The sequence below is a fragment of the Bradyrhizobium sp. USDA 3311 genome (assembly GCF_054062495.1).
In genome coordinates this window covers 2,009,869-2,035,308 of record NZ_JBSSFI010000001.1, presented here as the reverse complement: position 1 = coordinate 2,035,308, position 25,440 = coordinate 2,009,869, and the positions used below count along the sequence as shown (strand labels likewise).

The window sequence follows — 25,440 nt, the reverse complement described above, 5'->3', positions numbered from 1 at the left end:
CCGCAAGCGGGAGAGGTTAGGACCCGCCCGTCCGCCGCCCCGGCGCGGGTCCAACGTACCGCGCGCGCGGGCGGATCAGCTTGCCGAACTGCAATTGCTCGCTGGCGTGCGCAATCCAGCCGACGCTGCGGGCCATCGCAAACAGCGCGAGCTCGCTGCCTGCAGGCAGGCGCAGGGCATGCACGAGGACGGCGAGCGCATAGTCGATATTGACGAATTCGCCGGTCGCCTCGGCGATCCGCTCCGGCACTTCGCGCGTGAATTTGCGCGGCGCGCCGGCGCGCGACAGCGCATTCAGCAGCGATTGCGCGCGGGGATCGCCGCGCTTGTAGACGCCGTGACCGAAGCCGGCGAAGCGCTCGCCGAGCGCGACGCGTTCGCGCACCACGGGAGCGACATCGCGGTCGACCAGCGTTTTCACCAGCTGTGAAGCCAGCACGCCGGCGCCGCCGTGCTTGGGTCCCTTCAGCGCCGCGAGGCCGGCGATGACGGCATCGTAGAGATTGAGGCCGGTCGAGGCCGCGCAGCGCGCGGTGAAGGTCGAGGCGTTCAGTTCATGATCGGCGAGCAGAACGAGCGCGCGGCGGATCAGATCGGGTGCATGCTTGTTGTCCGCCGCCCAGACGCGCGCGACCTGCTGGTGCAGCGGCTCGGCCGAGGCTTCCGCATTGAGCATGGTCGCAACCAGCAGGCGGACGATGCGCGCGCCGACCATGGCGCGGCCATCGGGAGCGCGGGTGAAGGCGCGGGGATCGGCGCTCGCGGCGAGCGCCAGCACGGCGATGGCGCGGTCGATCGGCGCCGCGCGGCGCGCGGCGCCTGCGATCGTGCGCATCTCCTCGGAGATCTCGGGCTGATTGTCAGGCGCAAACGGATCGACGCCGGAGACGTCCCAGAGCAGCGTCGCCGTGTGCTCCAGCGTGTCGTTCTCGGCGAGGTCGACGCAATTGACGCCCCGATAGATCGCGCCCTCCTCGGTGATGGTCGAGATCTCCGTGTCCATGACCGGCAAGTCGGCATCGAAGCTGCGCAGCCCGCGCGGCTCCGGCGACGGCACCCGGCGCTCCTTCAGGGCGCGGACGTCCTCGGCGCGGTAGCGGTTCTTGCGCGAATCCGGCGTCGGCTCGGAGCGGATCAGGCCGCGGCTGACATAGGCGTAGAGCGTGGCCGGCGAGATCGCGAGTTCGGCGGCCGCCTCCCGGGCGGAGAGGTAGAGCTCATCAGAATTTTTCATATTGATTTATGTAATCAAGATTGATCAATCTGTCGAGAGGCCCGACTTTTGACCTGCGTAGAACAGGAGATTTGGGCCATGAACATCCACCTCACCAAAAGTCAGATCGGGCTGGACGGCGTTCCGGCGGCCGAGACCGTGCTGAGTCATGTCGACGGCGAGCGCGGCGAGCTGATCATCGCCGGCGAGCATGTCGGCCGGCTGGCCGCCAAATCGAGCTTTGAGGGCGTCACCGCCCGGCTCTGGAACGGCGCCAGCAAGACCTCGCTGAGCGAGGCCAATGTGCGGGCGAGCCTGGGCGCCGCACGCGAGCGCGCCTTCGCGCGGCTCGCCGAGCTGCTGCCGGCGACGCACGGCATGGGAATCGTCGACGGGTTTCGCGCGGCCGTCGCGGGCCTTCGCGCCGAGCACGGGCTGGAGCATGAGGCGACCATCGTCGGCGCCTTTCCGGTGATATCAGGCGCGCTGGTCCGGCGCGCCAAGGGGCTCGAGCCGGTCGCGCCCGATCCAAGCGCGAGCCACGCCGCCGACACGCTGCGCATGCTGCATGGGCGCGCGCCGGCAACGCGCGAGGTCACGGCGCTGGATGCCTATCTCGTTACCGTCTGCGACCACGGCATGAACGCCTCGACCTTCACCACGCGCGTGGTGGCCTCGACCCAGGCCGATCTGTTCGCAGCCGTCACCGCCGGCTATTGCGCACTGACCGGTCCCTTGCATGGCGGCGCACCGGAGCCGGTGCTGGAAATGCTCGATGCGATCGGCTCGCGCGAGCGGATCCAGCCCTGGGTGGATGCCGCGCTCGCACGCGGCGAGCGGATGATGGGTTTTGGTCATCGCGTCTATCGCGTGCGCGACCCGCGCGCCGACGTGCTGAAGACCGCGATCGAGGCCCTGGCCTCCAACGGCGCCGACCTGCCGTTTGCCGGCGAGGTCGAGGCCTATATCCGCGCAGCGCTGCGCAAGAAGAACCCGGACCGGCCGCTGGAGACGAATGTGGAGTTCTTCACCGCGATCCTGCTCGATGCGCTCGCGATTCCAAGGCAGGCGTTCACGCCGATCTTCGCGGTGGCGCGCGCCGCCGGCTGGACCGCGCATGCGCGCGAGCAGCAGCGCACCGGGCGGCTGATCAGGCCGAGTTCGTCTTATGTCGGGGCGATGCCGGAGGCCTAGGGCCAGTAGCTTTGAACGGAATGATGACGACGGAGTGGTTCACTCCGTCGTCGTCCCGGCGAAGGCCGGGACCCATACCGCGTGATCTATCGATAGTGGGAGGTGGGAGTACCGCGGGAAGACGTCTTCACTGCGAGTCTTCGCCAAACCACTCCCTGGGGTTATGGGTCCCGGCCTTCGCCGGGACGACATCGAGAGTTTGGCTGCGACCGTCAGACTCTCGGAGGACGACGACCGCAAGAGGCCCTACGCCTCCCGCACCACCGTCTTCAGATAATTATACGCCTTGATGATCTCGATCAGGCGGTCTTCGGTCGAGCGGTCGCCGCCGTTGGCGTCGGGGTGGTGCTGCTTCACCAGCGCCTTGTACTTGCTCTTGACGTCGGCGAGCGTGGCACTGGGGCCGAGGCCCATGACCTGGAGCGCCTTGCGCTCGGCGTTCATCACCTTGCGCGTCTCGGCCTTGGGCTGGGCGTCCGGACCCTTCCGCCAGTTGGCGCGGCCATTGATCTCGCTGAACATGCTGAACGGATCGGACGCCATGTCGATATCGGCTTCCGCACCCTTCTTGCCGCCATTGGCGCCCATCTTCCAGGTCGGGCGGTGGCCGGTCAGCGCATCCTTCTGGTAGCGCGCGACGGCGTCGGCATTCATGCCGGAGAAGAAATTGTAGTTCTGGTTGTACTCGCGCACGTGATTGAGGCAGAAGTGCCAGTACTCGCGCTGGTTCTCACGCCCCTTCGGCGCGCGGTGTGCGCCCTTGTTCTGGCATCCGGCCCATTCGCACGCGACCGCGGTGTCGCGCGGCTTCACCTCGGGCTGCTTGCCCCGCGGCTTGACGCGGATGGAGTCGAAGAACTTTGATGAATCGATCGGCATGGCTGACTTTGACTACGCAATGCAAAAACCTTCAAGTCTTGACATTGCAATTAGCTGCGAACCCGGCAAATAACGGAGTGCGACCTCTGCACCTGAATGGCACACACATGGCTATGAGCGACATTATCAGCAACAAGTTGCAGGAAGCTTTCACGCCGGAAAGCCTGCAGGTTGTCGACGAGTCACATCTGCATGAGGGCCATGCCGGCCATCGGCCCAGCGGCGAGACGCACTTTCGCGTTTATATTGTGTCTCAAGCCTTCAAAGGGAAGAGCCGGGTCGATCGCCACCGCATGATAAATGCGGCGCTGGCCGCGGAACTCTCCGGCAGCGTGCACGCGCTCGCCATCCACGCGCAGGCGCCGGGGGAAGGGTAGCCCAGTCATTCCGGGGCGATGCAAAGCATCGAACCCGGAATCTCGAGATTCCGGGTTCGCCCTTCGGGCGCCCCGGAATGACGATGCAAGTCGGCAACGTAAGCAGAACTAGAACGACGTCCCCGCCCTTCTCGGCTTGGCTTCTTCCATCTCGGCCTCGCGCGGCACCGGTGAAATACGGAGCGCGGTGATGCGGTTGCGTTCGCGGCGCAGGACGCGGAAGCGGAAGCCGTGAAACGTGAAGCTCTGGCCGCGATCGGGGATCGAGCGGGCCTCGTGAATGACGAGGCCGGCGACCGTGGTTGCCTCTCCATCGGGCAGATGCCAGTCCATGGCGCGGTTGAGATCGCGGATCGGCACCGAGCCGTCGACCACGACCGAGCCGTCCGGCTGGGCGCGCACGCCGGCGACCACGACGTCGTGCTCGTCGGAGATGTCGCCGACGATCTCTTCCAGAATGTCCTCCAGCGTCACGAGACCTTCGACTTCGCCGTACTCGTCGACGACGAGCGCGAAATGGGTCTTGCGGCGGCGGAACGCCTTGAGCTGCTCGGACACCGGGCGCATCTCCGGCACGAACCAGGGCGGCAGCGCGATGGTGGAGACGTCGATGCGCGAGGTGTCGCCTTCGGAGGCGCGGATCGCGCGCAAGAGATCCTTGGCGTGGAGCACGCCGATGATGTTTTCCGGCTTCTCGCGCCAGAGCGGAATGCGGGTGTATTCGGTCGCCAGCACCTCGCGCAGCAGCTCCTCCGGCGGCAGGTCGGCGTTGATCATCATCATCTCGGTGCGATGGATCATGACGTCGGAGACCTGGAGCTCGCGCAGGTCGAGCAGGCCGCCGAGCATGTCGCGGTCCTGCTTCTCGAACTTGCCCTCGTGATGCAACAGGTCGACCGCGCCGCGCAGGCGCTCGGTCGGCGACAGGATGGCCTGGTGCTCGCCGGCAAGGCCGAACAGGCGCATCAAGAGGCGCACGATGACTTCGACGATCTTGAGCAGCGGCCCCAGCACATACATGGTCAGCCGCATCGGGCGCGCGACCGCAAGCGCCATGCGGTCGGGCGCGTTGATGGCGATGGTCTTGGGCAGCACCTCGGCGAAGATCACCACCAGCGCGGTCATCACGCCGGTGGCGTAGAGCACGCCGACATCGCCGAACCAGGACGTGAAGATGGCGGTGGCGAGCGCGGAGGCGCCGATATTGGCGATGTTGTTGCCGAGCAGCAGCGCGCCGATCAGGCGCTCGCGCATGTCGAGCAATTGGGAGACGACGTCGGCGTCGTGATTACCCTGCTTGGAGAGCCGCAGCATGCTGGCGCGCGAGGCGCCGGTCAGCGCGGTCTCGCTCGCCGCGAAGAACGCCGAGACCAGGAGGCAGAGGACGACGATGGTGAATCCGAGCCAGTCCATGCACCACTCGAGTTTCTTGTCTTGACGCGTTTTCCTTGCGCGAACCGGTCCCCACTTCGCTCGAAAACGCTTTCACGAAATTCAGCCGCGCATCAGGCCTTCTGCGCGAGCTTCTCTTTCAGGAAGTCGCGCACCGGGGCCGGCTCGACGTCCTTTGCGATCACGGCGCGCCCGACCCCCTCCAGCAGAATGAAGGTGAGCTTGCCGCGCTTGACCTTCTTGTCCTGCGCCATCAGGGCCATCAGCGCGTCGGCATCGGCAAGCCCTTCCTGCGAAAAGCCCGCGATGTCCTGCAAGCGGGTCGGCAGGCCGGCCTCGATGAGATGCCGCTCGACGCGCGCCGCGTCGGCCTCGCCGATCATGCCAAGCTTGGCCGAGAACTGCGCCGCCAGCGTCATGCCGATCGCGACGCCCTCGCCGTGGAACAGACGGTCGGAGAAGCCGGTCGCAGCTTCCAGCGCGTGACCAAAGGTGTGGCCGAGATTGAGCAGCGCGCGTTCGCCGGTTTCGCGCTCGTCGCGCGAGACGATTCCGGCCTTGGCACGGCAGGAGGTGGCGATCGCGTGCTCGCGCGCTGATCCGCCCTTGAAGATGTCGGAATGGCTCTTTTCCAGCCAGGTGAAGAAGGCCTCATCGCCGAGCACGCCGTATTTGGCGACCTCGGCATAGCCGGCGTGGAACTGGCGCGGCGACAGCGTGTCGAGCACGGCGGTGTCGGCGATGACCAGCACCGGCTGGTGGAAGGCGCCGAGCAGATTCTTGCCCTGCGGCGAGTTGATGCCGGTCTTGCCGCCGACGCTGGAATCGACCTGCGCCAGCAGCGAGGTCGGCACCTGCACGAAATCGACGCCGCGGCGCAGGATCGCGGCGGCAAAGCCGGCGAGATCGCCGACCACACCGCCGCCGAGCGCGATGACGAGATCGTTGCGCTCGATCTTCGCGGCGATCAGGGCTTCGCTGACCTTTTCCAGGCCGGCATAGGTCTTGGAGATCTCGCCTTCCTCGACGACGATGCGCGACGTCGGGATGCCGGCGGCCGCGAGCGATGCTTCGGCCGGCTCGAGCCAGTGCTTTGCAACGGTACGGTCGGTGACAACAGCCGTGCGCACGCCTGGGCGCAGCGCTGCGACCCGTTCGCCGAGCGAGGCCAGCACGCCGCGGCCGATGACGATGTCATAGGCGCGGTCGCCGAGCGCGACGTCGACGTTGACGGGATCGGAATGTTTCAACGGCGCAGTCATCGTACGGCACTCGCAACGTCGGCAGGTGGTTGGGCGGCCTGTTCGCCGCAGAGATGGGCGCGCAGCGTCTCGATACACTCCTCGACGATCTTGTCGTGCGGCACGTCGCGCGAGGCGATAGTGAGGTCGGCATGGCTGTAGACCGGCTCGCGCTCGGTGAGCAGGCGCGTCACGGTTCCCTCGGGGTCGGCGGTCTGGAGCAACGGGCGGTCGGCGCGGCGGCGGACGCGGCGCATGATGACGTCGTGGTCGGCCTTGAGCCAGATCGAGACCGCCTTGGCCGCGATGCGCGCACGCGTCTCCTCGCGCATGAAGGCGCCACCGCCGGTCGCCAGCACCACCGGGCCGCCGTCGAGCAAGCGCGCGATCACGCGGGCCTCGCCGTCGCGGAAATGGCCCTCGCCATGGCGCTCGAAAATCTCCGGTATGGTCATGCCGGCCGCCGCCTCGATCTCGGTGTCCGCATCGACGAAGGGCAGCTTGAGCCGGGCCGCCATGCGGCGGCCGATGGTGGATTTGCCCACCCCCATCATGCCGACGAGCACGATCGAGCGCGCCCCGAGCGCCGACAGGATGTCGGCCTCAGGCGATGCTTGTATCGGCAACGCGGCGTCGGACATGGGTCTCGCTCTGGATCTCGCTCGATCTGCCGCCAAAAGCGGCCTGCTTTGGCCACCTATACGACCCCAAAGGGGGCCTCGCCAGAGGACTCTTGCCACGAAACGGCGAACATGTTGGATGATTTCATTGGTTAATTTGCCTGCCAAGTCCCCTACAGAGACCCCAGACCGATGCCCAGCCTGTTCCGCTTCCTGACGGTCGTCGCCGTGATCGCCGGCATCGTCTATGGCGTGATTTTCGCGCTGGCGAACTTCGTCAATCCCAAGCCGCGGGAAATGTCGGTGACGATCCCGCCGGATAAGTTTCTCAAGAAATAGGGGTTAGCCTCCAGGGCATGCGTGCAAAGCCCTCAGACGCCAAGCTCACCGGCCTGTTCCTCGACATGCTCGCGGCGGAACAGGGCGCCGGCCCCAATACGCTCGATGCCTACCGCCGCGACCTCACGGACTTCTCCGAGTTTCTGGGCCGCGTCGGCCACAGTTTTGCGGACGCCGAAACCCAAACGCTGCGCGACTATCTCGCCGATCTCGACACGCGTGGCTTCAAATCCACCAGCGTCGCGCGCCGCCTGTCGGCGATGCGGCATCTCTACCGCTTCCTGCTGAACGAGCGGATTCGCGGCGACGATCCCGCCGCGATCCTGTCCGGCCCGAAACGCGGCCGCGGCCTGCCAAAGGTGCTGTCGATCGCGGATGTCGACCGCATGCTCCGCCGCGCCAGGGAATTGAGCGAGGCGGAGGATGCCTCGCCCTCGAAGCGGCTGCGCGCCTTGCGGCTCTATTGCCTGCTCGAGGTGCTGTACGCCACGGGCCTGCGCGTCTCCGAGCTGGTGGCGCTGCCGCGCACGGCGGCCAAGCGCGACGCCCGCATGATCGTGGTGCGCGGCAAGGGCAACAAGGAGCGACTGGTGCCGCTGAACGAGGCCTCGCGGCAGGCGATGGCGGATTATCTCGCCGCGACCGAAGCTGCGAAATCCGACAAGAAGACCAGCGTTGCCGCCTCGAAATGGCTGTTCCCCTCCTTCGGCGAGAGCGGGCACCTGACCCGGCAGCATTTCGCCCGCGACCTCAAGGAGCTCGCGGTCGCCTCCGGGATTCAGGCCCGGCTAGTCTCCCCGCACGTGCTGCGCCACGCCTTTGCCAGCCACCTCCTGCACAACGGCGCTGACTTACGCATCGTGCAGACCCTGCTCGGCCACACCGACATCTCGACCACCCAGATCTACACCCATGTGGTCGAGGAGCGGCTGAAGAGCCTGGTGCGCGACCTGCACCCGCTGGCGGAGAAGTAGGCCTGCCGCAGCCGAAACCGCCTTGACTTCGGCCACATCTCCGCAGAAAGAGCCGTGGCCTCACGATTGAATTGGCGGGCTGCCCAGAAGCCCACAAGCCAACTCATTGAAGAGGCTACACTTCTTTCCCAGGTCCGAAATCGCTTCGCCGCCTCGCCCCGTCCTCCCTATATTGAGTTGATGCAAGACCAGATGCGCAGCTATCTCGACTTCGAAAAGCCCGTCGCCGAGCTCGACTCCAAGGTCGACGAGCTGCGGACGCTCGCGGCCTCCGGGACCGACATCACCGACGAGATCGGGCGGATCGAGGACAAGGCGGCGCAGGCGCTGGCCGACCTCTATACGAACCTGTCGCCGTGGCAGAAGACGCTGGTCGCGCGCCATCCGCAGCGGCCGCATTTCAACGACTTCATCAAGGGCCTGATCACCGAATTCACCCCGCTCGCCGGCGACCGCAAGTTCGGCGAGGACGAGGCCCTGGTCGCAGGCTTCGGCCGCTTCCGCGGTGAGCCGATCTGCGTGATGGGCCAGGAAAAGGGCGATTCCACCGAGAGCCGCATCCGGCACAATTTCGGCATGGCGCGGCCCGAGGGCTATCGCAAATGCGTGCGGCTGATGGAGATGGCCGAGCGATTCGGCCTGCCGGTGCTGTCGCTCGCCGATTCTGCCGGCGCCTATCCCGGCATCGGCGCCGAAGAGCGCGGCCAGGCCGAGGCGATCGCGCGCTCGACCGATGCGTGCCTGTCGCTGGGCGTGCCGAACGTCGCCATCATCACCGGTGAAGGCATGTCGGGCGGCGCCATCGCGATCACCACCGCCAACCGGGTGCTGATGCTGGAGCACGCGATCTACAGCGTGATCTCGCCGGAGGCCGCCTCCTCCATCCTCTGGCGCGACGGCACCAAGGCGCAGGAAGCCGCCAACAACATGAAGATCACCGCCCAGGACATGCTCCGCTTCGGGGTGATCGACAGCATTTTGAAGGAGCCGGTCGGCGGCGCCCACCGCGACCCCGCCGCCATGATCGCCACCACGGGCGAGGCCATCGCCAAGGCGTTTGACGAGCTCCGCGGCCTCGACGGCGACGCCATCCGCAAGCAGCGTCGGCAGAAATTCCTCGATATCGGCCGGAAACTGGGCTGATTCGGGCGGCCTCGACGTCGTCATTCCGGGGCGATGCGAAGCATCGAACCCGGAATCTCGAGATTCCGGGTCCGCCCTTCGGGCGCCCCGGAATGACGGTTGGAGCCCGGTAACCCCGCATTAACCCTTTTTTTGCCCAAATCGGCGATCTGAGTCCCAATTGGGCCGGAAGGCCCAAGTAAGGCCCAAAGTCGCGTCCATTTAGTCTCTGTTGACCATGCTACTGGGCCAACGGGCTCGTGATCCCCGCTCGGGTTGCGACCACATGACCCAGAGGTTAGAATTTTAATCAATGGCTTCAGGGCAAAAGCGCTGGAGCGTGGTTTGAAAAAGCCCGTCACGACGGGTCCGGATCTCCGGTCGGATCATGCTTCAAAGAATTGGGGTTCGCGCTCTCTGCCCGGCACGGTGTGGGGTCCATCTTGATTTCTCGTTCGCTTGCTCGCGCGCTCTTGGCTTCGGTTGCGCTGCTGACGGCCAGTGTCCTGCTGGCCGGCTGCGACACCGACCAAGTTTCGCTCGCGACCAACGCCAAGGCCAACCAGCCGGTGCCGCCAAAGCTTCTCGCCGCGATGGTCGAGAAGGACATGGATCTGCAGTCCCCGATCCTGGTCCGCCTGTTCAAGCAGGAAGCCGAGCTCGAAGTCTGGAAGCAGACCCGCAACGGCCAGTTCGCGCTGCTCAAGACCTATCCGATCTGCCGCTGGTCGGGCGATCTGGGTCCGAAGGTGCGCGAAGGTGACCGCCAGGCGCCGGAAGGATTCTACTCGATCAATCCGGGCCAGATGAATCCGCAGTCGGCCTATTACCTCTCGTTCAACACGGGCTATCCGAACGCGTTCGACAAGGCTTTGGGCCGTACCGGCTCGCAGCTGATGGTGCATGGCGATTGTTCTTCGCGCGGCTGTTACGCCATGACGGACGAGCAGATCGCGGAGATCTATTCGCTCGGCCGCGAGTCCTTCTTCGGCGGGCAGAAGGCGTTCCAGCTGCAGGCCTATCCGTTCAAGATGACGCCGGTGAACATGGCCAAGCACCGGAACAATCCGAACATGCCGTTCTGGAAGATGATCAAGGAAGGCTATGATCATTTCGAGGTGACGCGGCAGGAGCCGAAGGTCGATTTCTGCGAGAAGAAGTACGTCTTCGACGCGGCGAAGACGCCCGATGCCAAGCGCGATCCGGTGTTCGACGCCTCGGCAAAGTGCCCGGCCTATGTGATCCCCGAGGACATCGCGAGCGCCGTGCGCGAGAAGGACGCGCGCGACCAGGCCGAGTACGCCAAGCTCGTCGCCAAGGGCACGCCGGTGGCGCGCATGAACACCGGCATCGACGGCGGCATGAACAAGATCTTCGCCGCCAAGATTCCGGAAGGCTCGACCGGCCTGTCGGAGGGCGCCGAAGGCACCACGCTGCAGATGCTGGCAATGGCGAAGGCGCCGGGCACGATCCCCGGCCACGTCAATCCGCCGAAGCCGAATTTCGACGCGGCCGCTCCCTCGCCGCAGGAAGAGCCGGTCGTCGCCGTCAGCGCGCCCGCGACCAGCACGCGCGTCGCTGCCGCAGCGCCCGCCGAGAAATCCCAAGAGAAATCGCAGAGCGGCGGCTTCTTCTCCAACCTCGGCCGCAAGATGGGCCTTGGCACCGCCGACACCACGGCGACCGCTTCGGCTCCGCCGCAAGCCACGGCGTCCGTGGCCCCGGCTACGACGTCCACGACGCCGCCGACGGCAGCGTCCAGGCTGAAGGCCGCAGTCACCCGGTTCGTGCCGGGCCATGACAAGTCCAAGGATGCAGCGAAGGACGCGCCGAAGCCGGCTGTGGCCGCCGCCAAGCCGGCCGAGCCGGTGAAGCCCGACACGCGCCTCGCCGCAACGCGTCCTGCGCTGAAGCCGTCGGTGTCGGATGGTGCGGGTGACAGCGGCCAGATGGCAAGGCGCGGCACCTGTGGTGTCGTCGAACTCGTTCGACAGCCGGTTTGGGGCGGTGAAGTAAGCGCGCGGCCTCTCCGCGCGTTCTCTCCGGTCCATTCCAGCCTGACGCCGTCATTCCCCGCGAAGGCGGGGAATCCAGCATTCCAGAGGCACCAATTAGCGATCGAGAAGCCGCGGCGTACTGGATGCCCCGCCTTCGCGGGGCATGACAGGGTGGGACGAGAGTACCGCGCCTCACTCGCAGGTGAGCAGCGCTACCTTACGGCGCCAGATACCGCAGCAGTTCCGGATTGCCGCGCACATCATTCGCCTCGCCCTGCAGCGCGACCCTTCCGCGGTCCAGCACGTAGGCGTAGTCGGCGACGCGCAGCGCGAGGTCGAGGTGCTGCTCGACGATGATGACGGCGATCTCTTTCGCGAGCTCGATCAGGCGCTCGGTGATCTCCTCGATGACGCCGATCCAGACGCCTTCGGTGGGCTCGTCGAGCAGCAGCAGTTTTGGATCCCCTAACATGGCACGGCCGATGGCGAGCATCTTGCGCTCGCCGCCGGAGAGCGTGCCGGCGGGCTGGTCGAGGCGCTGGCCGAGCTTCGGGAAGATGGTCAGCACGTGATCGACTGCGTCGGCCTTGCTGCTCGCGAGCGAGCCGACCGCGAGATTGTCGCGCACCGACAGGCGCGCGAACACCGAATGCTCCTGCGGGACGTAGCCGATGCCGGCGCGCACGCGCTCCTGGGTCGCGCGGCGGCTGATGTCGCGGCCGTCGAAGGCAACCTCGCCCTTCCACGCCGGCAGCTCGCCGACGATGGTCTTCATCAGCGTGGTCTTGCCGGCGCCGTTGCGCCCGAGCACGGCGACGCCGCCGCGCCAGGGGATGCCGAGGTTGACGTCGAACAGGACCTGGCTGCGGCCATAGCCGGCGTCGAGATGCTTGATGTCCAAAAATTCAGGCACGGCGCAGATAGATCTCCTGGACGGATTTGTTGGCCTGGATCTCGGACACCGTGCCTGACGCCAGCACCTTGCCCTGGTCGAGCACGGTCAGGCGATCGCAGATGTCGCGAATGAAATCGAGATCGTGCTCGACGATGACGAGCGAGCAATGTTGCTTGATCGGCTGGAGCAATTCGCCGGTGACGCGGCGCTCCTCGAGGCTCATGCCGCCGGTTGGTTCGTCCAGCAGCAGCAGTTTCGGCTTGCCCGCGAGCGCCATCGCGATCTCCAGCCATTGCTGCTGGCCGTGCGACAGCGCCGCCGCCGCGTCGAAGGCGCGATCGGCGAGACGGAACTGCGTCAGCATGGTCATGACCTGGTCGTGCAGCGCGCCGCGCGTGCGCGAGAACACGAGGTCGAGCAGCGAGGACTGCGCCTGGAGCGCGAGCAGGATGTTGTCGTACAGCGTCAGCGTCGGCAGCACGCTCGTGATCTGGAATTTCAGGCTCATGCCGGCGCGAGCGCGCTCGGTCGGCGTAAACGCGGTGATGTCGGTGTTGATGAAGCTCACCTTGCCCTGCGTCGGCACCTCGGCACCTGCGATGCACTTCATCAGCGTGCTCTTGCCGGAGCCGTTTGGGCCGATCAGGCCGTGAAACTCGTTCTCGCCGACGGTGAGGGCCGCGCCATCGAGCGCGGTGAGCTTGCCGAAGATCTTTTTGATGCCGGCGGCCTCAAGGAGCGGCATTGCGCTTCTCCTTTGGTTTCGCACCGAAGCTGCCGACACGCTCGCGCTCACCGGGCACAAAACTGATCAGGCCGAGCGGCCGGAACAGGATCACGAGCAGCAGCAGCAAGCCCAGGATGATCGGCCAGATGTCGCGATAATTGTCAGACAGCCAGAAGCTGACGCCTTCGACGATGACGGCGCCGATGACCGCGCCGATCAGCGTGCCGGAGCCGCCGAACAGCACGTAGAGCACCACCTGTGTCGAGACGACGACGCCGACCATGTTGGGCCAGACGAAACCTTCGTGGAAGGCATAGAGGCTGCCGGCAAGGCCTGCGACGCCGCCGCCGATGGTGAAGATGATCGCCTTGAGATGCTGCGCCTTGTAGCCGAAGAAGGCGATACGCTGCTCGTTCTCGCGCAGCCCCGCGAGCGCGAGGCCAAACTGCGAGCGCACCAGGAAGCGGCAGAGCAGGTAGACCACGACGAGGATGCCGAGCACGAGATAGTAGAAGGCGGGCCCTTCCGAGAATTCGTAACCCCCGAGCGTCATCGGCGCGATCGAGGGAATACCGTTCTGGCCGCCGAGATAGTACCAGCCGCGCGCGAGGCGGTCGGCGGCGTAGGAGCCGGTGAGCGTGCCCAGCGACACGAAGATCACGCTGGAGGGATGCCGTCCCAGCAGCAGAAAGCCGCCGAGCAGCAGCGCGAAGGTGAGGCCGATGATGGTGCCCGCGGGAAGCACCAGGAAGATGTTGGTGATGTCGAGGTCGCGCGCGAGCAGCGCGACGCCATAGCCCGCCGAGCCGAAGAACAGGGCCTGGCCAAAGCTCATGATGCCGGCATAGCCCCAGACCAGATCGAACGACAGTGCGAACAGCGCGAGGATGATCACGCGCGTCGCGAACACCGTGAGATAGTCCTGCAGCACCAGCGGCGCAAGCAGCGCGGCGACGAGCACCACGCCCTCCACGATCGGCAGGACTTTTCGTCCCGCCGCGACCTGTCCCGCCGCTTCGCGTTCAGCCATCGCATCGTCCGCTTCGTCGCCGGCGATGGCTTCTCTTACCACACTCATCGACTTCGGCATTCCGCCTCAGCATTCCTTGGGATCGACGAGCCCGTCGCTGCGTCCGACGATCTCGTAATTTCCGCCCTTGGCGACCGCGGTGTACATCTTCATCTTGCAGTGCCGCTTGCCCGGCACCATCTCGGCGGGTCCGCCCGGACCTTCGGCGATCTTGGCGTGGTCGAGGGCGGCTGCGACCGACTCGCGGTCGAGCTTGCCCGCTTCCTTGACGGCCGCTTCCCACAGCTTGAGACCGCGATAGGTGCCGGTGGCGGCGCTGCCGGCGGCGAACAGGAAGTTGCCCGGAAAATCCTTCTCGTAGGCCGCCTGGATTTTTGCGTCGAACGGGTTCTCCTTGGTCAGAACCTTGAAATAGTCGAGGCAGCTTGCGAGGCCCTCGATCTCGCTCGCCTGATTGATGTTGAGCGTGTTCTCGTCATAGTAGACGCAGGCGAGACGGCCGCCGTTCTTGAGGAAGCCCGCTTCGTAGAGCTGCTTGAAGAACGGGCCGACGCCGGGCGGAATGACGGTGTTGAAGACGACGTCGACCTTGTTGGAGATGATGCGGTTGACGGTCGAGGAGAAGTCGACCTGATCGAGTGGATAGTACTCCTCGAACACGACCTCACCGCCGTTGGATTCGATCACCTTGCGGGCATAGACGTTGAGCGTATGCGGCCAGACATAATTGGCGCTCGGCAGCGCGAATTTCTTGCCGCCGTTCTTGATCAGCCAAGGTATGAACTCGTCGCATTGCTGCGCCGGCGTCGGGCCGGTGCAGAACAGATAGGGCGTGCACTCCTTGCCTTCGTAGAGCTGCGGATAGATGTAGAGCGTCTTGCCGCGCGCCACGATCGGGTCCTTGATCGCGTTGCGCATCGAGGAGGTGATGCCGCCCAGCACCATGTCGACCTTGTCGCGCTGGATCAGCTTGCGCACGTTGCCGACCGCGACGGATTCGTTCGACGCGGTGTCCTCGATATAGAGCTCGAGCGGACGGCCGAGCATGCCGCCGGCGGCGTTGATCTCCTTGATCACCATTTTTGCGACGTTGGCGTCGGCATTGCCGGCGTACGCAATTGGGCCCGTTAGATCTGTGGCGATGCCGACCTTGATCGGGGCTTCGGCCGCATTGGCCCAGGGGGCCGGGATTACCCAGCTGCCGACGCCGGTCGCGACCGCGCCCGACGCAAAGGCGAAATTGGAGAGGAAGCGGCGGCGTGAGAGCTGCGTACGATCGAACATATGACTAAACCCCTTTGCCAGCGATGAGGCCCTGCGGCCGGAATTTGATGAAGATAATGGCGAGCACAAAGACGAGGACGTCGGCGACGACGGGCGCCATCACCCAGGGCAGCGCGGCACTCAGCGTGCCGATGACGCCGGCACCCGCCACCGGCCCGATGAAGGAGCCGACGCCGCCGACCATGACCGCGACAAAGCCCTGGATCAGGAAGCGCAGGCCGAGATCGGCGAACAGGCTGAAGACAGGCACGATCAGCGCGCCGGCAAGGCCGGCGAGCGCCGCGCCGAAGGCAAAGGTGGCGCCATAGATCAGCGGCGTGGAGATGCCGGAGGCGCGCGCCAGCGAGGGATTCTCCAGCGTGGCGCGGACGCGCAGGCCGAAGCTCGTGCGAGAGAGCAGGAGATAGCAGCCACCCATCACCAGCAGCGTGATGACGATGATGGTGAAGCGCCATGCCGAGATGTGCATCGCGCCGATGTCGATCGAGCCGCCGATCGGCTCGGGCACGGTGAGATAGAAGCCGCCGATCAGGCCGCGCACGGATTCGCGGATGATCAGGCCGAGCGCATAGGTGCCGAGCATCGCCACGATCGGCGCGGCGTAGAAGCGGCGGATGATCAGCGCCTCCAGCACAAAGCCGAGCGCGCCGACCACGAAGGGCGCCGCGACCATGCCGGCCCAGATCGGCAGGCCCCCGGCGTAGGCGAGATAGGTGATGTAGGCCCCGAGCAGGACGAACTCTCCTTGCGCGAAGTTGAAGATGCCCATCATGCTGGCGATGATCCCGAGCCCCAGCACGATCAGGACGATGATCGCGCCAAAGCTCAGGATCTCGAACGCCGCGACGAACGCGTTAGCCATTTGGTGCTGTTCCGTCCGTCTGCATCGACGCCTCGCTCACATCTTCTTCCAGTCGCCGATCTGCTCGAAGGCGTGCGCGGCGCGATAGATGGTCGATTCCTCGAACATGCGGCCGACCAGCATCAGGCCGACGGGCAGGCCGTCGACCATGCCGCAGGGCAGCGACATCGCGGGATGATGGGTGATGTCGAACGGCGCGGTGTTGCCGATCATCTCCAGCGCACGGGCGACGTAGTCCTCGCGGCTGGCATTGGGCTCCGGCAGCTTGGTTGCCTTCATCGGCGTCGTCGGCAGCAAAAGCAGATCGTAATCCCCAAACGCCTTGTCGTAGGCGGCGGTCAGCCTGCGGGAGATATTGAGCGCCTTGCCGTAGAAGCGTGGACCGAAATTGTTGTTGATGTAGGTGCCGAGCATCATGAACAGCTTCGTGGTCTCGGACAGCGAGTCGGCCTGCCGGCGCCAGCCGCGATGAAAATCCATCAGCGAGGTCGAATAGAGATCGCCGCGGCTGAGGCCGTAGCCGTCGCCGAACATCATGGTCTGGGTCAGGCCTTCGGTGCCGATCGGGGTCCAGATCGCGCCGCCCAGGAGATGCATCGGGATTGAGACCGTCTCTACGGTGGCGCCAAGATCCTTGAAGCGCTTTGCCGCCTCGCGCACGCTTTCATTCACCGCGGCTTCTGCGACCGGCTGCTCAAAGCCTTCCTTGAGAATGCCGATCTTCATGCCCTTGACGCCCTGGCCGAGCGCCTTGGTGTATTCCTCGACCTTCGGAGCCTTGATGCGCGGATCGTAACCGTCATCGCCGGCGAGCACTTCAAGCAGCAGCGCGTTGTCAGCGACGGTCGCGGTCATCGGACCGGTATGGTCGACATAGATCTCGATCGGCATGATCCCGGTGTAAGGCACGAGGCCCCAGGTCGGCTTCATGCCGTAAATGCCGCAGAACGAGGACGGCATGCGGATCGAGCCGCCCTGATCGCCGCCGATCGCCATGTCGACCTCGCCGAGCGCGACCACGACGCCCGAGCCTGACGACGAGCCGCCGGCCGAGTACCCCATCTTGTGCGGATTATGCACGGGCCCGTAAGAGCCGGTATGGCTGCCGCCGGACAGGCAGAAGTGCTCGCAATGCACCTTGCCCTTGATCTCGGCACCGGCATCCAGCATGCGCGTGACGATGGTGGCGTCGAAATCGGGCACATAGCCCTCCAGCGTCGACGAGCCGTTGGTCATGGGCACGCCGGCCAGCATGATGTTGTCTTTCAGCGCGACGGTCTTGCCCTTGAGCTTGCCGCCGGCGGCGCCCTTCACCGTCGACTTGCGATACCAGGCGTTGCGCGGGTTCTCCTCGGGCGAGGGCCGATAGCCTGGCGTGCGTGGATATTTCACCTCCGGTACCTCGTCCGGCATCGCGGCAACGAGATTGTAGGCTTCGATCGAGCCCTGCATCAGGCCGCGGAACGAGGCGACGTCGTCGTCGGTGAGCGAAAGGCCGCACTGCTCGGCGACGCTGCGAAGTTGGGCGGGCGTGGGAAGGACAACTGTCACGGCGCTCTCCTTGAGGTTTCTTGATCCCTGGCTTTGGATGGAGGCCGCTCGCTCGCGCCTGCACGGCGCGGGCCAGCCGGCTTCGCCTCGATATTACATATGGAAATATTTTCCTTTTCAAGTATTATTTCGCAAGTCGACTGCGCCGCGTCGGCAGATGCCTCTCAGAGCGTCTTGATGATCCTGAAGTCGAGACCGTCGGCTTCAGCGAGATACATCGGCATCTCGGCGCGGCCGTCGCGAAGCGTCACGGGACCGCGGCCCGCCGTATAGACAGTGTTGCGCGCGGCCTTGAGCAGCGGGCGAAAGGCCAGCGAGCCGACGCGATTGGCGACGGATTCCAGGAAGCGGAGGCCCTCATAGTTCGACTGACCGACGGAGCCGACCGGCGGCGCGTTGGCACCGAACATGGAATAATAGGCGCCGAGGAACTCGTCATTGGCGCGCGAAACCATGCCGTTGAAATAGCCGGAGGCGCAGAACAGGTTCTCGGTGTTGTCGGCGCCGATGCCGAGCAGCACGGTTTCGTCCATCGCGCCCGCGAGCCGCAGCGTCGAGGTGGCAAGGCCGGCTTCTGCGAAGGCGCGGTTGAAGGTGATGCTGTCGGTGCCGATCAGCGAGATCAGCACCACGTCCGGCTTGGCGGCGTGGATGCGCGCCAGATGCGCCTCGTGATTGTCCTCGCCGACGGGAACGAACTCCTCGCCGACGACCTGGCCGCCGGCTTCCTTGATGTAGCGCTTCACCGCGCGATGCGACTGCCAGGGCCAGACATAGTCGCTGCCGATCAGATACCAGCGCGCCGCCTTCTTGACGTCGGCGAGCCAGTGGATCGCGGGGCGGCTCTGCCAGCGCGGCGTCTCGCCGATCGCCATCACGCCCGGCGTGCGCTCGCCGCCCTCATAGACCGGCGTGTAGATGTAGGGGATGCGATTGCCGGTGACCTTGCGCAGCGCGACGCGGACCGCGCTGATATGCGAGCCCATGATAAGGTCGACCTCGTCGAAGGCGATCGCCTGCTCGGCGCGCTGCACCACCTCGTCGATCGGGCCGCCGGAATCGTAGATCGACAGCTCCAGCTCGCGGCCCAGAATGCCGCCGCGCTTGTTGATCTCGGCGACCGCCAGCATCGCGCTGTTGGTGGAGGTCGGGCCCCAGATCCCGGGCGAGCCGGTGAAGGTGAGGAAATTGCCGATGCGCAGCTTGTTGCGTGCGCCACGGCGCTTCATGAAATGCGCGTCAACCGGAGACAGGTCGAAGTCGGCCGCCGACGACGACAGATTCCTGAACAGCAAGGACGGCGGCAACGCCGGGCCGCCGTGAGCCGGGAAGTTTACCGTCGCGCGCACGCCAACTCCTGTCTGGCACCAGACCTGAAAGCACATTGAGCAGGCGGCCGCGGCTTCCGCCCTTTTGTTGGGCAATGATCCTATTTTGAAAATATTGAATATTCAAGAATTGAAGTGCATATAGATGCAGCATTGATTGCAAGACATTCACTCATTTGGGTCAAGACGAAGTCTTAGCCGTGGCAAAACCGTCGAAAGAAAACACTCCGATCACCGAACATCTCGCCTACCTGCTCGCGCAAGCCAACCGGGAGATCAACCGGCAGCTGGAACTGCGCTTGAGCAAGGAAGGTGTTCCCGTCGAGCAATGGCGCATCCTGAAAGTGCTGTCGGATGGCAACGGCCATTCGATGGGCGAGCTTGCGGACGCCGTGCTGCTCAACCATCCGACGCTGACCAAGATGATCGACCGCATGGTCTCCGACACGCTGGTCTATCGCGTGCAGGACCCGAACGACCGCCGCAAGGTGCTGATGTTCATCTCCGACCGCGGCAAGGTGCTGTGCAAGAAGCTCAACTCGCTCGCGGTGGACCAGGAGGAGCACATCCTGGAGAGCTACGGCAACAAGTCGACGAGCGAATTGAAGCGGCTGCTGGAGAGCTTGATCGACAGCTCGAATTGAGCTCGTCGTATCGGACGCGATTTCTCAACCCACGTCGTCCTGGACAAGCGCAGCTCGCGACAACGCGCAGCGTTGTCTCGAGCGGAGCGCTGATCCAGGACCCATTACCCCAGGATTGGGTTTGACGAAGACTGCTAGTTGCGCTTCTTCGCGCGGTGCAACGACTGCATGCTCTCGATAGATTCCGCGGTATGGATCCCGGCCTTCGCCGGGATGACGACGGAATGTGCTGCAGCGGTGTCGCGCTTAACTAGCGCCGCGGCGTACTGGATGCCCCGCTTTCGCGGAGCATCACAGCGAGCTAGCGGTTACGCGTACCGCCCGTGGCAGTGCTTGTACTTCTTGCCTGAGCCGCACGGGCAATCCTCGTTGCGGCCGATCTTGCCCCAGGATGCCGGGTTCTTCGGATCGCGCTGGGCGGCGTCGGAGGCCGGCGCGCCGAGCGTGACGCTGGCGAGCGCCATCTCGTCCTCGCCGGTGTTCGGGTCGAACTTGTGCGCTTCCATCGGCGGCAGCACGGGCGCTTCCTGCTCCGGCGGGACGATCTCGACCCGCATCAGCTGCGCGGTGACGGCCTCGCGCAGGTGCGCGCTCATCTCCTGGAAGAGATTGAAGGCCTCGGTCTTGTACTCCTGCAGCGGATCGCGCTGGCCGTAGCCGCGCAGGCCGATGACCTGGCGCAGATGGTCGAGCATGATCAGGTGCTCGCGCCAGAGATGGTCGAGCGTCTGGAGCAGAATGGTCTTCTCGACGTAACGCATCACGTCGGGGCCCCACTGCCCGACCTTGGCGGCCATGTGCTCGTCGGCGCGGTTCTCGATGCGGTTGAGCAGCTCCTCGTCGGCGATGCCCTCTTCCTTGGCCCAGTCGTCGACCGGCAGGTCGAGATCGAGCACGCGCTTCAGCTCTTCCTTCAGGCCGGCAACGTCCCACTGCTCGGCATAGGCATGCTCGGGCACGTGCTTGGCGACGAGGTCGTCGATGAAGGCATGGCGCATGTCGGTAACGGTCTCGGCGACGCTGTCGTCCTTCATCAGCTCGACGCGCTGGTCGAAGATCACCTTGCGCTGGTCGTTCTGGACGTTGTCGAACTTGAGCAGGTTCTTGCGGATGTCGAAGTTGCGGGCCTCGACCTTCTGCTGCGCCTTCTCCAGGGCCTTGTTGATCCAGGGATGGATGATGGCCTCGCCCTCTTGCAGGCCGAGACGCTGGAGCATGCTGTCGAGGCGGTCCGAGCCGAAGATGCGCATCAGATCGTCTTCCAGCGACAGGAAGAACTTCGAGCGGCCGGGGTCGCCCTGGCGGCCGGATCGGCCGCGCAGCTGGTTGTCGATGCGGCGGGATTCGTGACGCTCGGAGCCGATGATGTAGAGGCCGCCCGGCTTCGTCACGGTCTTGGCGGGCTTGGAGCCCTTCGCCGGCTCGATCTCGACGATCTCCTCGGCCTTCAGCACGATCTCGCGGAAGCGCTCGACGTCGGCCTTGATCTGCTCGATCTTCCTGGCCTTCTCGGCCTCGTCCTCGATGCCCGCGGTTTCCTTCGGGACGCGCATCTCGAGCGAGCCGCCGAGCTTGATGTCGGTGCCGCGGCCGGCCATGTTGGTCGCGATCGTGATCGCGCCGGGCACGCCGGCTTCCGCGACGATATAGGCTTCCTGCTCGTGGAAGCGCGCGTTCAGGACCGCGAACAGCTTCGACGGCTTGCCGGCACGGGCCGCCGCATAGAGCTTGTCGAGCGCGTTCTCCTTGCCGAAATCGATCTGCTTGTAGCCGTTCGACTTGAGGAACTCGGCGAGCACCTCCGACTTCTCGATCGACGCCGTGCCGACCAGCACGGGCTGGAGCCGCGCGTTCGCCCGCTCGATCTCGGCGAGAATGGCGGCGTATTTTTCCTTCTGCGTGCGGTAGACCTCGTCGTCCTCGTCGAGACGCGCGACCGACAGGTTGGTCGGGATCTCCACGACCTCAAGCTTGTAGATGTCGAACAGTTCGTCCGCTTCGGTCGCGGCGGTGCCGGTCATGCCCGCAAGCTTCTCGTACATGCGGAAGTAGTTCTGGAAGGTGATCGAGGCCAGCGTCTGGTTCTCGGGCTGGACCTGGACGTGCTCCTTGGCCTCGAGCGCCTGGTGCAGGCCTTCCGAATAGCGCCGGCCCGGCATCATGCGGCCGGTGAACTCGTCGATGATGACGACCTCGTCGTCGCGGACGATGTAGTCCTTGTCGCGGGTGAACAGCGTGTGCGCGCGCAGGGCCTGGTTGATGTGGTGCACGACCGAGACGTTCTCGACGTCGTAGAGCGACTCGCCCTTGAGCTGGCCGGCGTCGCGCAGCAGGGTCTCGATCTTCTCCATGCCGGCTTCGGTGAGCGTCACCGTGCGCTGCTTCTCGTCGACGTCGTAGTCGGTCTTGTCGAGCTTGGGCAGGAAGCCGTCGATGGTGTTGTAGAAGTCGGAGCGGTCGTCGAGCGGGCCGGAGATGATCAGCGGCGTGCGCGCTTCGTCGATCAGGATGGAGTCGACTTCGTCGACGATGGCGAAGAAGTGCGGCCGCTGGACCATGTCCTCGAGCCGGTACTTCATGTTGTCGCGCAGATAGTCGAAGCCGTATTCGTTGTTGGTGCCGTAGGTGATGTCGCAGGCATAGGCCGTCTTGCGCTCGGCATCGTCGAGACCGTGGACGATCACGCCCGTGGTCATGCCGAGGAAGCCGTAGATCTGGCCCATCCAGCCGGAGTCGCGGCGGGCGAGGTAGTCGTTGACGGTGACGACATGGACGCCCTTGCCGGCGAGCGCGTTGAGATAGACCGCAAGCGTCGCCACCAGCGTCTTGCCTTCGCCGGTCTTCATCTCGGCGATGTCGCCCTCGTGCAGCACCATGCCGCCGATCAGCTGGACGTCGAAATGGCGCTGGCCGAGCGTGCGCTTGGCGGCCTCGCGCACGGTCGCGAAGGCCGGCACCAGCAGGTCATCGAGCGTCTTGCCCTCGGCGAGCTGCTTCTTGAAGTCGGCCGTGCGGGCCTTGAGCTCCTCGTCGGAGAGCTTGATGAGCTCGGGCTCCAGCGCGTTGATCGCGTTGACGCGGGACTGATATCCCTTCACCCGCCGGTCGTTGGCGGAGCCGAAAAACTTGCGGGCGAGCGCGCCGATCATGCCTAGTTCCTGTGTTCGCGATTTAACCGCGTTGCAGCCAAGAAGTTGTCCCCCGCCTGCCTATCAACTCACCGTGACGCTGATGGCGCCAGAGCCCGGACTGCGGGGGGTCATCCGCCATATGGGTGGGAATTGGGCAAGTCTGGGTTCAACGGCCAAAAACGCAGCAAAATAAACGCCATCGCCATGGTCGCGACCGGGCAGAGATATGGCCCGGTCAGGGCCTTGTCAACGGCGGGCGCATTGCGGCTAATTCATCATTTTGACAGACTTTTCGCGTTGCCAAGCCCCCCTGAATTGGGCGAGTGTCCGCCCCGCTCGAGCAGCCCCCTGCTTCAACAAAAGGATTTTCCATGACCACCTCGTTCCCGGTAACCAAAACCGGCCTGCGCTTCGGCCTTGCCACCGCCCTCGTGGGCTGCCTTGCGCTGGCGCTGATCGCGGGTCCCGGCCGGGCTGCCGACGATCCGGTCCTGGCGAAGGTCAATGGCGCTGAAATCAAGAAGAGCGACGTCGCCATGGCCGAGGAGGAACTCGGGCCGAGCCTCGCCCAGATGGACCCGGCGACCAAGGACGAGAACGTCCTGTCCTTCCTGATTGACATGAAGATCGTGTCCAAGGCCGCCGAGGACAAGAAGGTCGCCGACAGCGAGGAGTTCAAGAAGCGCCTGGCGTTCGCCCGCAACCGCCTCCTGATGGACAGCCTGCTCGCCAACGAGGGCAAGGCCGCCACCACCCCCGACGCCATGAAGAAGGTCTACGAGGAGGCCTCCAAGCAGATCACCGGCGAGCAGGAGGTGCGCGCCCGCCACATTCTGGTCGAGACCGAGGACGAGGCCAAGGCGGTGAAGGCCGAGCTGGACAAGGGCGCCGATTTCGCCGAACTCGCCAAGAAGAAGTCCAAGGATCCGGGCTCCGCCGACGGCGGCGACCTCGGCTTCTTCACCAAGGAGCAGATGGTGCCGGAATTCTCGGCGGTGGCCTTCGCGCTGGAGCCGGGCAAGATCTCCGACCCCGTGAAGTCGCAGTTCGGCTGGCACATCATCAAGGTCGAGGAAAAGCGCAACCGCAAGGCGCCGGACTTCGAGCAGGTCAAGGCCCAGATCGAGCAATACGTCACCCGCAAGGCCCAGGCCGACTACGTCGCCAAGCTGCGCACGGAAGCCAAGGTCGAGCGGCTGGACCAGCCCGCCGCGGACGCCAAGCCGGCCGACGCGGCCAAGCCTTCCGATGCGAAGCCCTCCGACAGCAAGATGGCGCCCCCTGCGAAGAAGTAAGAATTCGCTGTCACTTCGCAGACGCCAATAGTATCTAACGTCGCAATGGCCGGGCAAATGCCCGGCCATCTGCATATCCAGACCCCACCAAGGCGCCCCGCGATGTCCTCCTCCGTCTCTCCCCTCGCTCCCAAGACTGTTCCCGACATGCCCGTGATCGCGGGCGTCCGCCTTGCGACGGCCGAGGCCGGCATCCGCTACAAGAACCGCACCGACGTGCTTCTGGCGGTGATGGACAAGGGCACTGCGGTCGCCGGCGTCTTCACCAAGTCGAAATGCCCGTCCGCGCCGGTGGAATGGTGCCGCGCCAAGCTGAAGGGCGGCAAGGCGCGCGCCCTCGTCGTCAATTCCGGCAATGCCAACGCCTTCACCGGCAAGACCGGCCGCAGTTCCACCGCGCTGACCGCCAAGATCGCGGCCAAGGCCGTCGGGTGCAGCGAGAGCGAGATTTTCCTGGCCTCGACCGGCGTGATCGGCGAGCCGCTGGACGCGACCAAGTTCGACGGCGTTTTGGGCCGACTGGCCGAGACCGCCGAGCCCGGCGACTATCTCGCCGCGGCCAAGGCGATCATGACCACCGACACCTTCCCCAAGGTCGCGACCGCGACCGTCAAGCTCGGCAAGGCCAAGGTCACCATCAACGGCATGGCCAAGGGCGCCGGCATGATCGCGCCCGATATGGCGACGATGCTGTCGTTCGTCTTCACCGACGCGCCGATCGCGCCGGCCGCCCTGCAAGCGTTGCTCAAGAGCGGCGTCGAGGACACCTTCAACGCGGTGACGATCGACGGCGACACCTCGACCTCGGACACGCTGCTGGCCTTCGCGACGGGCGCGGCCGCCGAGCACGGCGCGCCCAAAATCAGCCGCGCCAGCGACCCCAGGCTAAAGGCCTTCGTCAAGACCTTCAACCAGGTGCTCGCCAACCTCGCCGAGCAGGTCGCCCGCGACGGCGAAGGCGCGCGCAAGCTGGTCGAGATCACCGTCGAAGGCGCCAAGACCAAGGCGTCGGCGCGCAAGATCGCGATGTCGATTGCCAATTCGCCGCTGGTGAAGACCGCGATCGCCGGCGAGGACGCCAATTGGGGCCGCGTGGTGATGGCCGTCGGCAAGGCCGGCGAGCCGGCCGACCGCGACAAGCTCTCGATCTCCTTCAACGGCATCCGCGTCGCCAGGAGCGGCGCGCGCGATCCCGACTACGACGAGGCGCAGGTGTCGGAGGCGATGAAGGCGCCGGAGATCGCTATCAAGGTCTCGCTCGGCCTCGGCAAGGGCCGCGACCGCGTCATGACCTGCGACCTCACCAAGGAATATGTCGCGATCAACGGGGATTACAGGTCGTAGT

At 65.3% G+C, this 25,440-nt stretch carries 21 protein-coding genes and 1 pseudogene; 9 read left to right on the top strand and 13 right to left on the bottom strand.

The window, feature by feature from the left end:
* Window positions 1-16: 16 nt before the first annotated feature.
* Window positions 17-1,234: a citrate synthase family protein gene (locus ACVWW6_RS09565; RefSeq protein WP_011083014.1), complete on the bottom strand. Its 1,218-nt coding sequence runs from the start codon at window positions 1,232-1,234 to the stop codon at window positions 17-19.
* A gap of 78 nt (window positions 1,235-1,312) precedes the next feature.
* Between ACVWW6_RS09565 and ACVWW6_RS09560 the strand changes: the two genes are divergently transcribed.
* Window positions 1,313-2,407: a citrate synthase/methylcitrate synthase gene (locus ACVWW6_RS09560; protein ID WP_456680599.1), complete on the top strand. Its 1,095-nt coding sequence runs from the start codon at window positions 1,313-1,315 to the stop codon at window positions 2,405-2,407.
* A 246-nt stretch (window positions 2,408-2,653) separates the two neighbouring features.
* Here ACVWW6_RS09560 and ACVWW6_RS09555 read toward each other — a convergent pair whose 3' ends face one another.
* The gene (locus tag ACVWW6_RS09555; protein WP_011083016.1) at window positions 2,654-3,286 is read right to left on the bottom strand and encodes a J domain-containing protein; all 633 of its coding nucleotides are present in this window, start codon (window positions 3,284-3,286) and stop codon (window positions 2,654-2,656) included.
* 107 nt (window positions 3,287-3,393) lie between these two features.
* Between ACVWW6_RS09555 and ACVWW6_RS09550 the strand changes: the two genes are divergently transcribed.
* Entirely contained in the window at window positions 3,394-3,663 is a 270-nt protein-coding gene (locus ACVWW6_RS09550) for a BolA family protein (RefSeq protein ID WP_304549316.1), read from the top strand.
* A 108-nt stretch (window positions 3,664-3,771) separates the two neighbouring features.
* Here the strand turns inward: ACVWW6_RS09550 and ACVWW6_RS09545 are convergent, their stop codons facing one another.
* The 3 genes from ACVWW6_RS09545 to ACVWW6_RS09535 all read right to left on the bottom strand — a co-directional run bounded on the left by ACVWW6_RS09545 (window position 3,772) and on the right by ACVWW6_RS09535 (window position 6,937).
* Window positions 3,772-5,076, bottom strand: a complete 1,305-nt coding sequence (locus ACVWW6_RS09545; RefSeq protein ID WP_011083018.1) for an HlyC/CorC family transporter — start codon at window positions 5,074-5,076, stop codon at window positions 3,772-3,774.
* A gap of 92 nt (window positions 5,077-5,168) precedes the next feature.
* The gene (aroB, locus tag ACVWW6_RS09540) at window positions 5,169-6,317 is read right to left on the bottom strand and encodes a 3-dehydroquinate synthase (protein ID WP_456680598.1); all 1,149 of its coding nucleotides are present in this window, start codon (window positions 6,315-6,317) and stop codon (window positions 5,169-5,171) included.
* Window positions 6,314-6,937: a shikimate kinase gene (locus tag ACVWW6_RS09535; protein WP_028175815.1), complete on the bottom strand. Its 624-nt coding sequence runs from the start codon at window positions 6,935-6,937 to the stop codon at window positions 6,314-6,316. Before ACVWW6_RS09535 ends, aroB begins: the two co-directional genes overlap by 4 nt.
* Before the next feature lie 171 nt (window positions 6,938-7,108).
* Between ACVWW6_RS09535 and ACVWW6_RS09530 the strand changes: the two genes are divergently transcribed.
* From ACVWW6_RS09530 to ACVWW6_RS09515, 4 genes and pseudogenes are all read left to right on the top strand, one after another.
* Complete coding sequence (locus tag ACVWW6_RS09530; RefSeq protein ID WP_011083021.1) at window positions 7,109-7,255, top strand: hypothetical protein; 147 nt, start codon at window positions 7,109-7,111, stop codon at window positions 7,253-7,255.
* Window positions 7,256-7,272: 17 nt separating this feature from the next.
* Window positions 7,273-8,229, top strand: a complete 957-nt coding sequence (gene xerD / locus ACVWW6_RS09525; protein ID WP_456680597.1) for a site-specific tyrosine recombinase XerD — start codon at window positions 7,273-7,275, stop codon at window positions 8,227-8,229.
* Window positions 8,230-8,409: 180 nt separating this feature from the next.
* Window positions 8,410-9,372: an acetyl-CoA carboxylase carboxyltransferase subunit alpha gene (locus ACVWW6_RS09520; protein ID WP_011083023.1), complete on the top strand. Its 963-nt coding sequence runs from the start codon at window positions 8,410-8,412 to the stop codon at window positions 9,370-9,372.
* Between the two features lie 410 nt (window positions 9,373-9,782).
* Window positions 9,783-11,367: pseudogene (locus ACVWW6_RS09515) on the top strand (L,D-transpeptidase family protein).
* A 198-nt stretch (window positions 11,368-11,565) separates the two neighbouring features.
* On the opposite strand, the gene ACVWW6_RS09510 reads toward ACVWW6_RS09515, so the two are convergent.
* The 7 genes from ACVWW6_RS09510 to ACVWW6_RS09480 form a co-directional block, all read right to left on the bottom strand.
* On the bottom strand, window positions 11,566-12,261 hold the full coding sequence (locus tag ACVWW6_RS09510; protein ID WP_060909852.1) for a branched-chain amino acid ABC transporter ATP-binding protein: 696 nt from the start codon (window positions 12,259-12,261) through the stop codon (window positions 11,566-11,568).
* Window positions 12,254-12,988 (bottom strand): ABC transporter ATP-binding protein, encoded by a 735-nt coding sequence (locus ACVWW6_RS09505; protein ID WP_456680596.1) that lies wholly within the window; start codon window positions 12,986-12,988, stop codon window positions 12,254-12,256. Before ACVWW6_RS09505 ends, ACVWW6_RS09510 begins: the two co-directional genes overlap by 8 nt.
* Window positions 12,975-14,060, bottom strand: coding sequence for a branched-chain amino acid ABC transporter permease (locus ACVWW6_RS09500; protein ID WP_456680595.1), 1,086 nt, complete (start codon window positions 14,058-14,060; stop codon window positions 12,975-12,977). Before ACVWW6_RS09500 ends, ACVWW6_RS09505 begins: the two co-directional genes overlap by 14 nt.
* A 6-nt stretch (window positions 14,061-14,066) precedes the next feature.
* Window positions 14,067-15,284 carry a substrate-binding protein gene (locus ACVWW6_RS09495; RefSeq protein ID WP_011083028.1) on the bottom strand — a complete coding sequence of 406 codons (1,218 nt, stop codon included), beginning with the start codon at window positions 15,282-15,284 and terminating at the stop codon, window positions 14,067-14,069.
* Between the two features lie 4 nt (window positions 15,285-15,288).
* Window positions 15,289-16,146, bottom strand: a complete 858-nt coding sequence (locus ACVWW6_RS09490; protein WP_011083029.1) for a branched-chain amino acid ABC transporter permease — start codon at window positions 16,144-16,146, stop codon at window positions 15,289-15,291.
* A 36-nt stretch (window positions 16,147-16,182) separates the two neighbouring features.
* A complete protein-coding gene (locus ACVWW6_RS09485; RefSeq protein ID WP_304549324.1) occupies window positions 16,183-17,697 on the bottom strand; it encodes an amidase in 1,515 nt (504 codons plus the stop codon).
* A gap of 164 nt (window positions 17,698-17,861) precedes the next feature.
* The gene (locus tag ACVWW6_RS09480; RefSeq protein ID WP_456680594.1) at window positions 17,862-19,046 is read right to left on the bottom strand and encodes a substrate-binding domain-containing protein; all 1,185 of its coding nucleotides are present in this window, start codon (window positions 19,044-19,046) and stop codon (window positions 17,862-17,864) included.
* A gap of 179 nt (window positions 19,047-19,225) precedes the next feature.
* On the opposite strand from ACVWW6_RS09480, the gene ACVWW6_RS09475 reads away from it, so the two are divergent.
* Window positions 19,226-19,669, top strand: a complete 444-nt coding sequence (locus ACVWW6_RS09475) for a MarR family winged helix-turn-helix transcriptional regulator (RefSeq protein ID WP_011083032.1) — start codon at window positions 19,226-19,228, stop codon at window positions 19,667-19,669.
* Window positions 19,670-19,977: 308 nt separating this feature from the next.
* Here ACVWW6_RS09475 and secA read toward each other — a convergent pair whose 3' ends face one another.
* Window positions 19,978-22,818: a preprotein translocase subunit SecA gene (gene secA / locus ACVWW6_RS09470; protein ID WP_456680593.1), complete on the bottom strand. Its 2,841-nt coding sequence runs from the start codon at window positions 22,816-22,818 to the stop codon at window positions 19,978-19,980.
* A 353-nt stretch (window positions 22,819-23,171) separates the two neighbouring features.
* Here secA and ACVWW6_RS09465 point away from each other — a divergent pair, with 353 nt between their 5' ends.
* Window positions 23,172-24,095: a peptidylprolyl isomerase gene (locus ACVWW6_RS09465; protein WP_028175805.1), complete on the top strand. Its 924-nt coding sequence runs from the start codon at window positions 23,172-23,174 to the stop codon at window positions 24,093-24,095.
* Window positions 24,096-24,197: 102 nt separating this feature from the next.
* The gene (gene argJ / locus ACVWW6_RS09460; RefSeq protein ID WP_456680592.1) at window positions 24,198-25,439 is read left to right on the top strand and encodes a bifunctional glutamate N-acetyltransferase/amino-acid acetyltransferase ArgJ; all 1,242 of its coding nucleotides are present in this window, start codon (window positions 24,198-24,200) and stop codon (window positions 25,437-25,439) included.
* The last annotated feature ends 1 nt before the right edge of the window (window position 25,440 follow it).

Coding starts and splice junctions, on each gene's coding strand:
- ACVWW6_RS09565 (WP_011083014.1), bottom strand. CDS start 1,234: ATGAAAAATTCTGATGAGCTCTACCTCTCCGCCCGGGAGGCGGCCGCC.
- ACVWW6_RS09560 (WP_456680599.1), top strand. CDS start 1,313: ATGAACATCCACCTCACCAAAAGTCAGATCGGGCTGGACGGCGTTCCG.
- ACVWW6_RS09555 (WP_011083016.1), bottom strand. CDS start 3,286: ATGCCGATCGATTCATCAAAGTTCTTCGACTCCATCCGCGTCAAGCCG.
- ACVWW6_RS09550 (WP_304549316.1), top strand. CDS start 3,394: ATGGCTATGAGCGACATTATCAGCAACAAGTTGCAGGAAGCTTTCACG.
- ACVWW6_RS09545 (WP_011083018.1), bottom strand. CDS start 5,076: ATGGACTGGCTCGGATTCACCATCGTCGTCCTCTGCCTCCTGGTCTCG.
- aroB (WP_456680598.1), bottom strand. CDS start 6,317: ATGACTGCGCCGTTGAAACATTCCGATCCCGTCAACGTCGACGTCGCG.
- ACVWW6_RS09535 (WP_028175815.1), bottom strand. CDS start 6,937: ATGTCCGACGCCGCGTTGCCGATACAAGCATCGCCTGAGGCCGACATC.
- ACVWW6_RS09530 (WP_011083021.1), top strand. CDS start 7,109: ATGCCCAGCCTGTTCCGCTTCCTGACGGTCGTCGCCGTGATCGCCGGC.
- xerD (WP_456680597.1), top strand. CDS start 7,273: ATGCGTGCAAAGCCCTCAGACGCCAAGCTCACCGGCCTGTTCCTCGAC.
- ACVWW6_RS09520 (WP_011083023.1), top strand. CDS start 8,410: ATGCAAGACCAGATGCGCAGCTATCTCGACTTCGAAAAGCCCGTCGCC.
- ACVWW6_RS09505 (WP_456680596.1), bottom strand. CDS start 12,988: ATGCCGCTCCTTGAGGCCGCCGGCATCAAAAAGATCTTCGGCAAGCTC.
- ACVWW6_RS09500 (WP_456680595.1), bottom strand. CDS start 14,060: ATGCCGAAGTCGATGAGTGTGGTAAGAGAAGCCATCGCCGGCGACGAA.
- ACVWW6_RS09495 (WP_011083028.1), bottom strand. CDS start 15,284: ATGTTCGATCGTACGCAGCTCTCACGCCGCCGCTTCCTCTCCAATTTC.
- ACVWW6_RS09490 (WP_011083029.1), bottom strand. CDS start 16,146: ATGGCTAACGCGTTCGTCGCGGCGTTCGAGATCCTGAGCTTTGGCGCG.
- secA (WP_456680593.1), bottom strand. CDS start 22,818: ATGATCGGCGCGCTCGCCCGCAAGTTTTTCGGCTCCGCCAACGACCGG.
- ACVWW6_RS09465 (WP_028175805.1), top strand. CDS start 23,172: ATGACCACCTCGTTCCCGGTAACCAAAACCGGCCTGCGCTTCGGCCTT.
- argJ (WP_456680592.1), top strand. CDS start 24,198: ATGTCCTCCTCCGTCTCTCCCCTCGCTCCCAAGACTGTTCCCGACATG.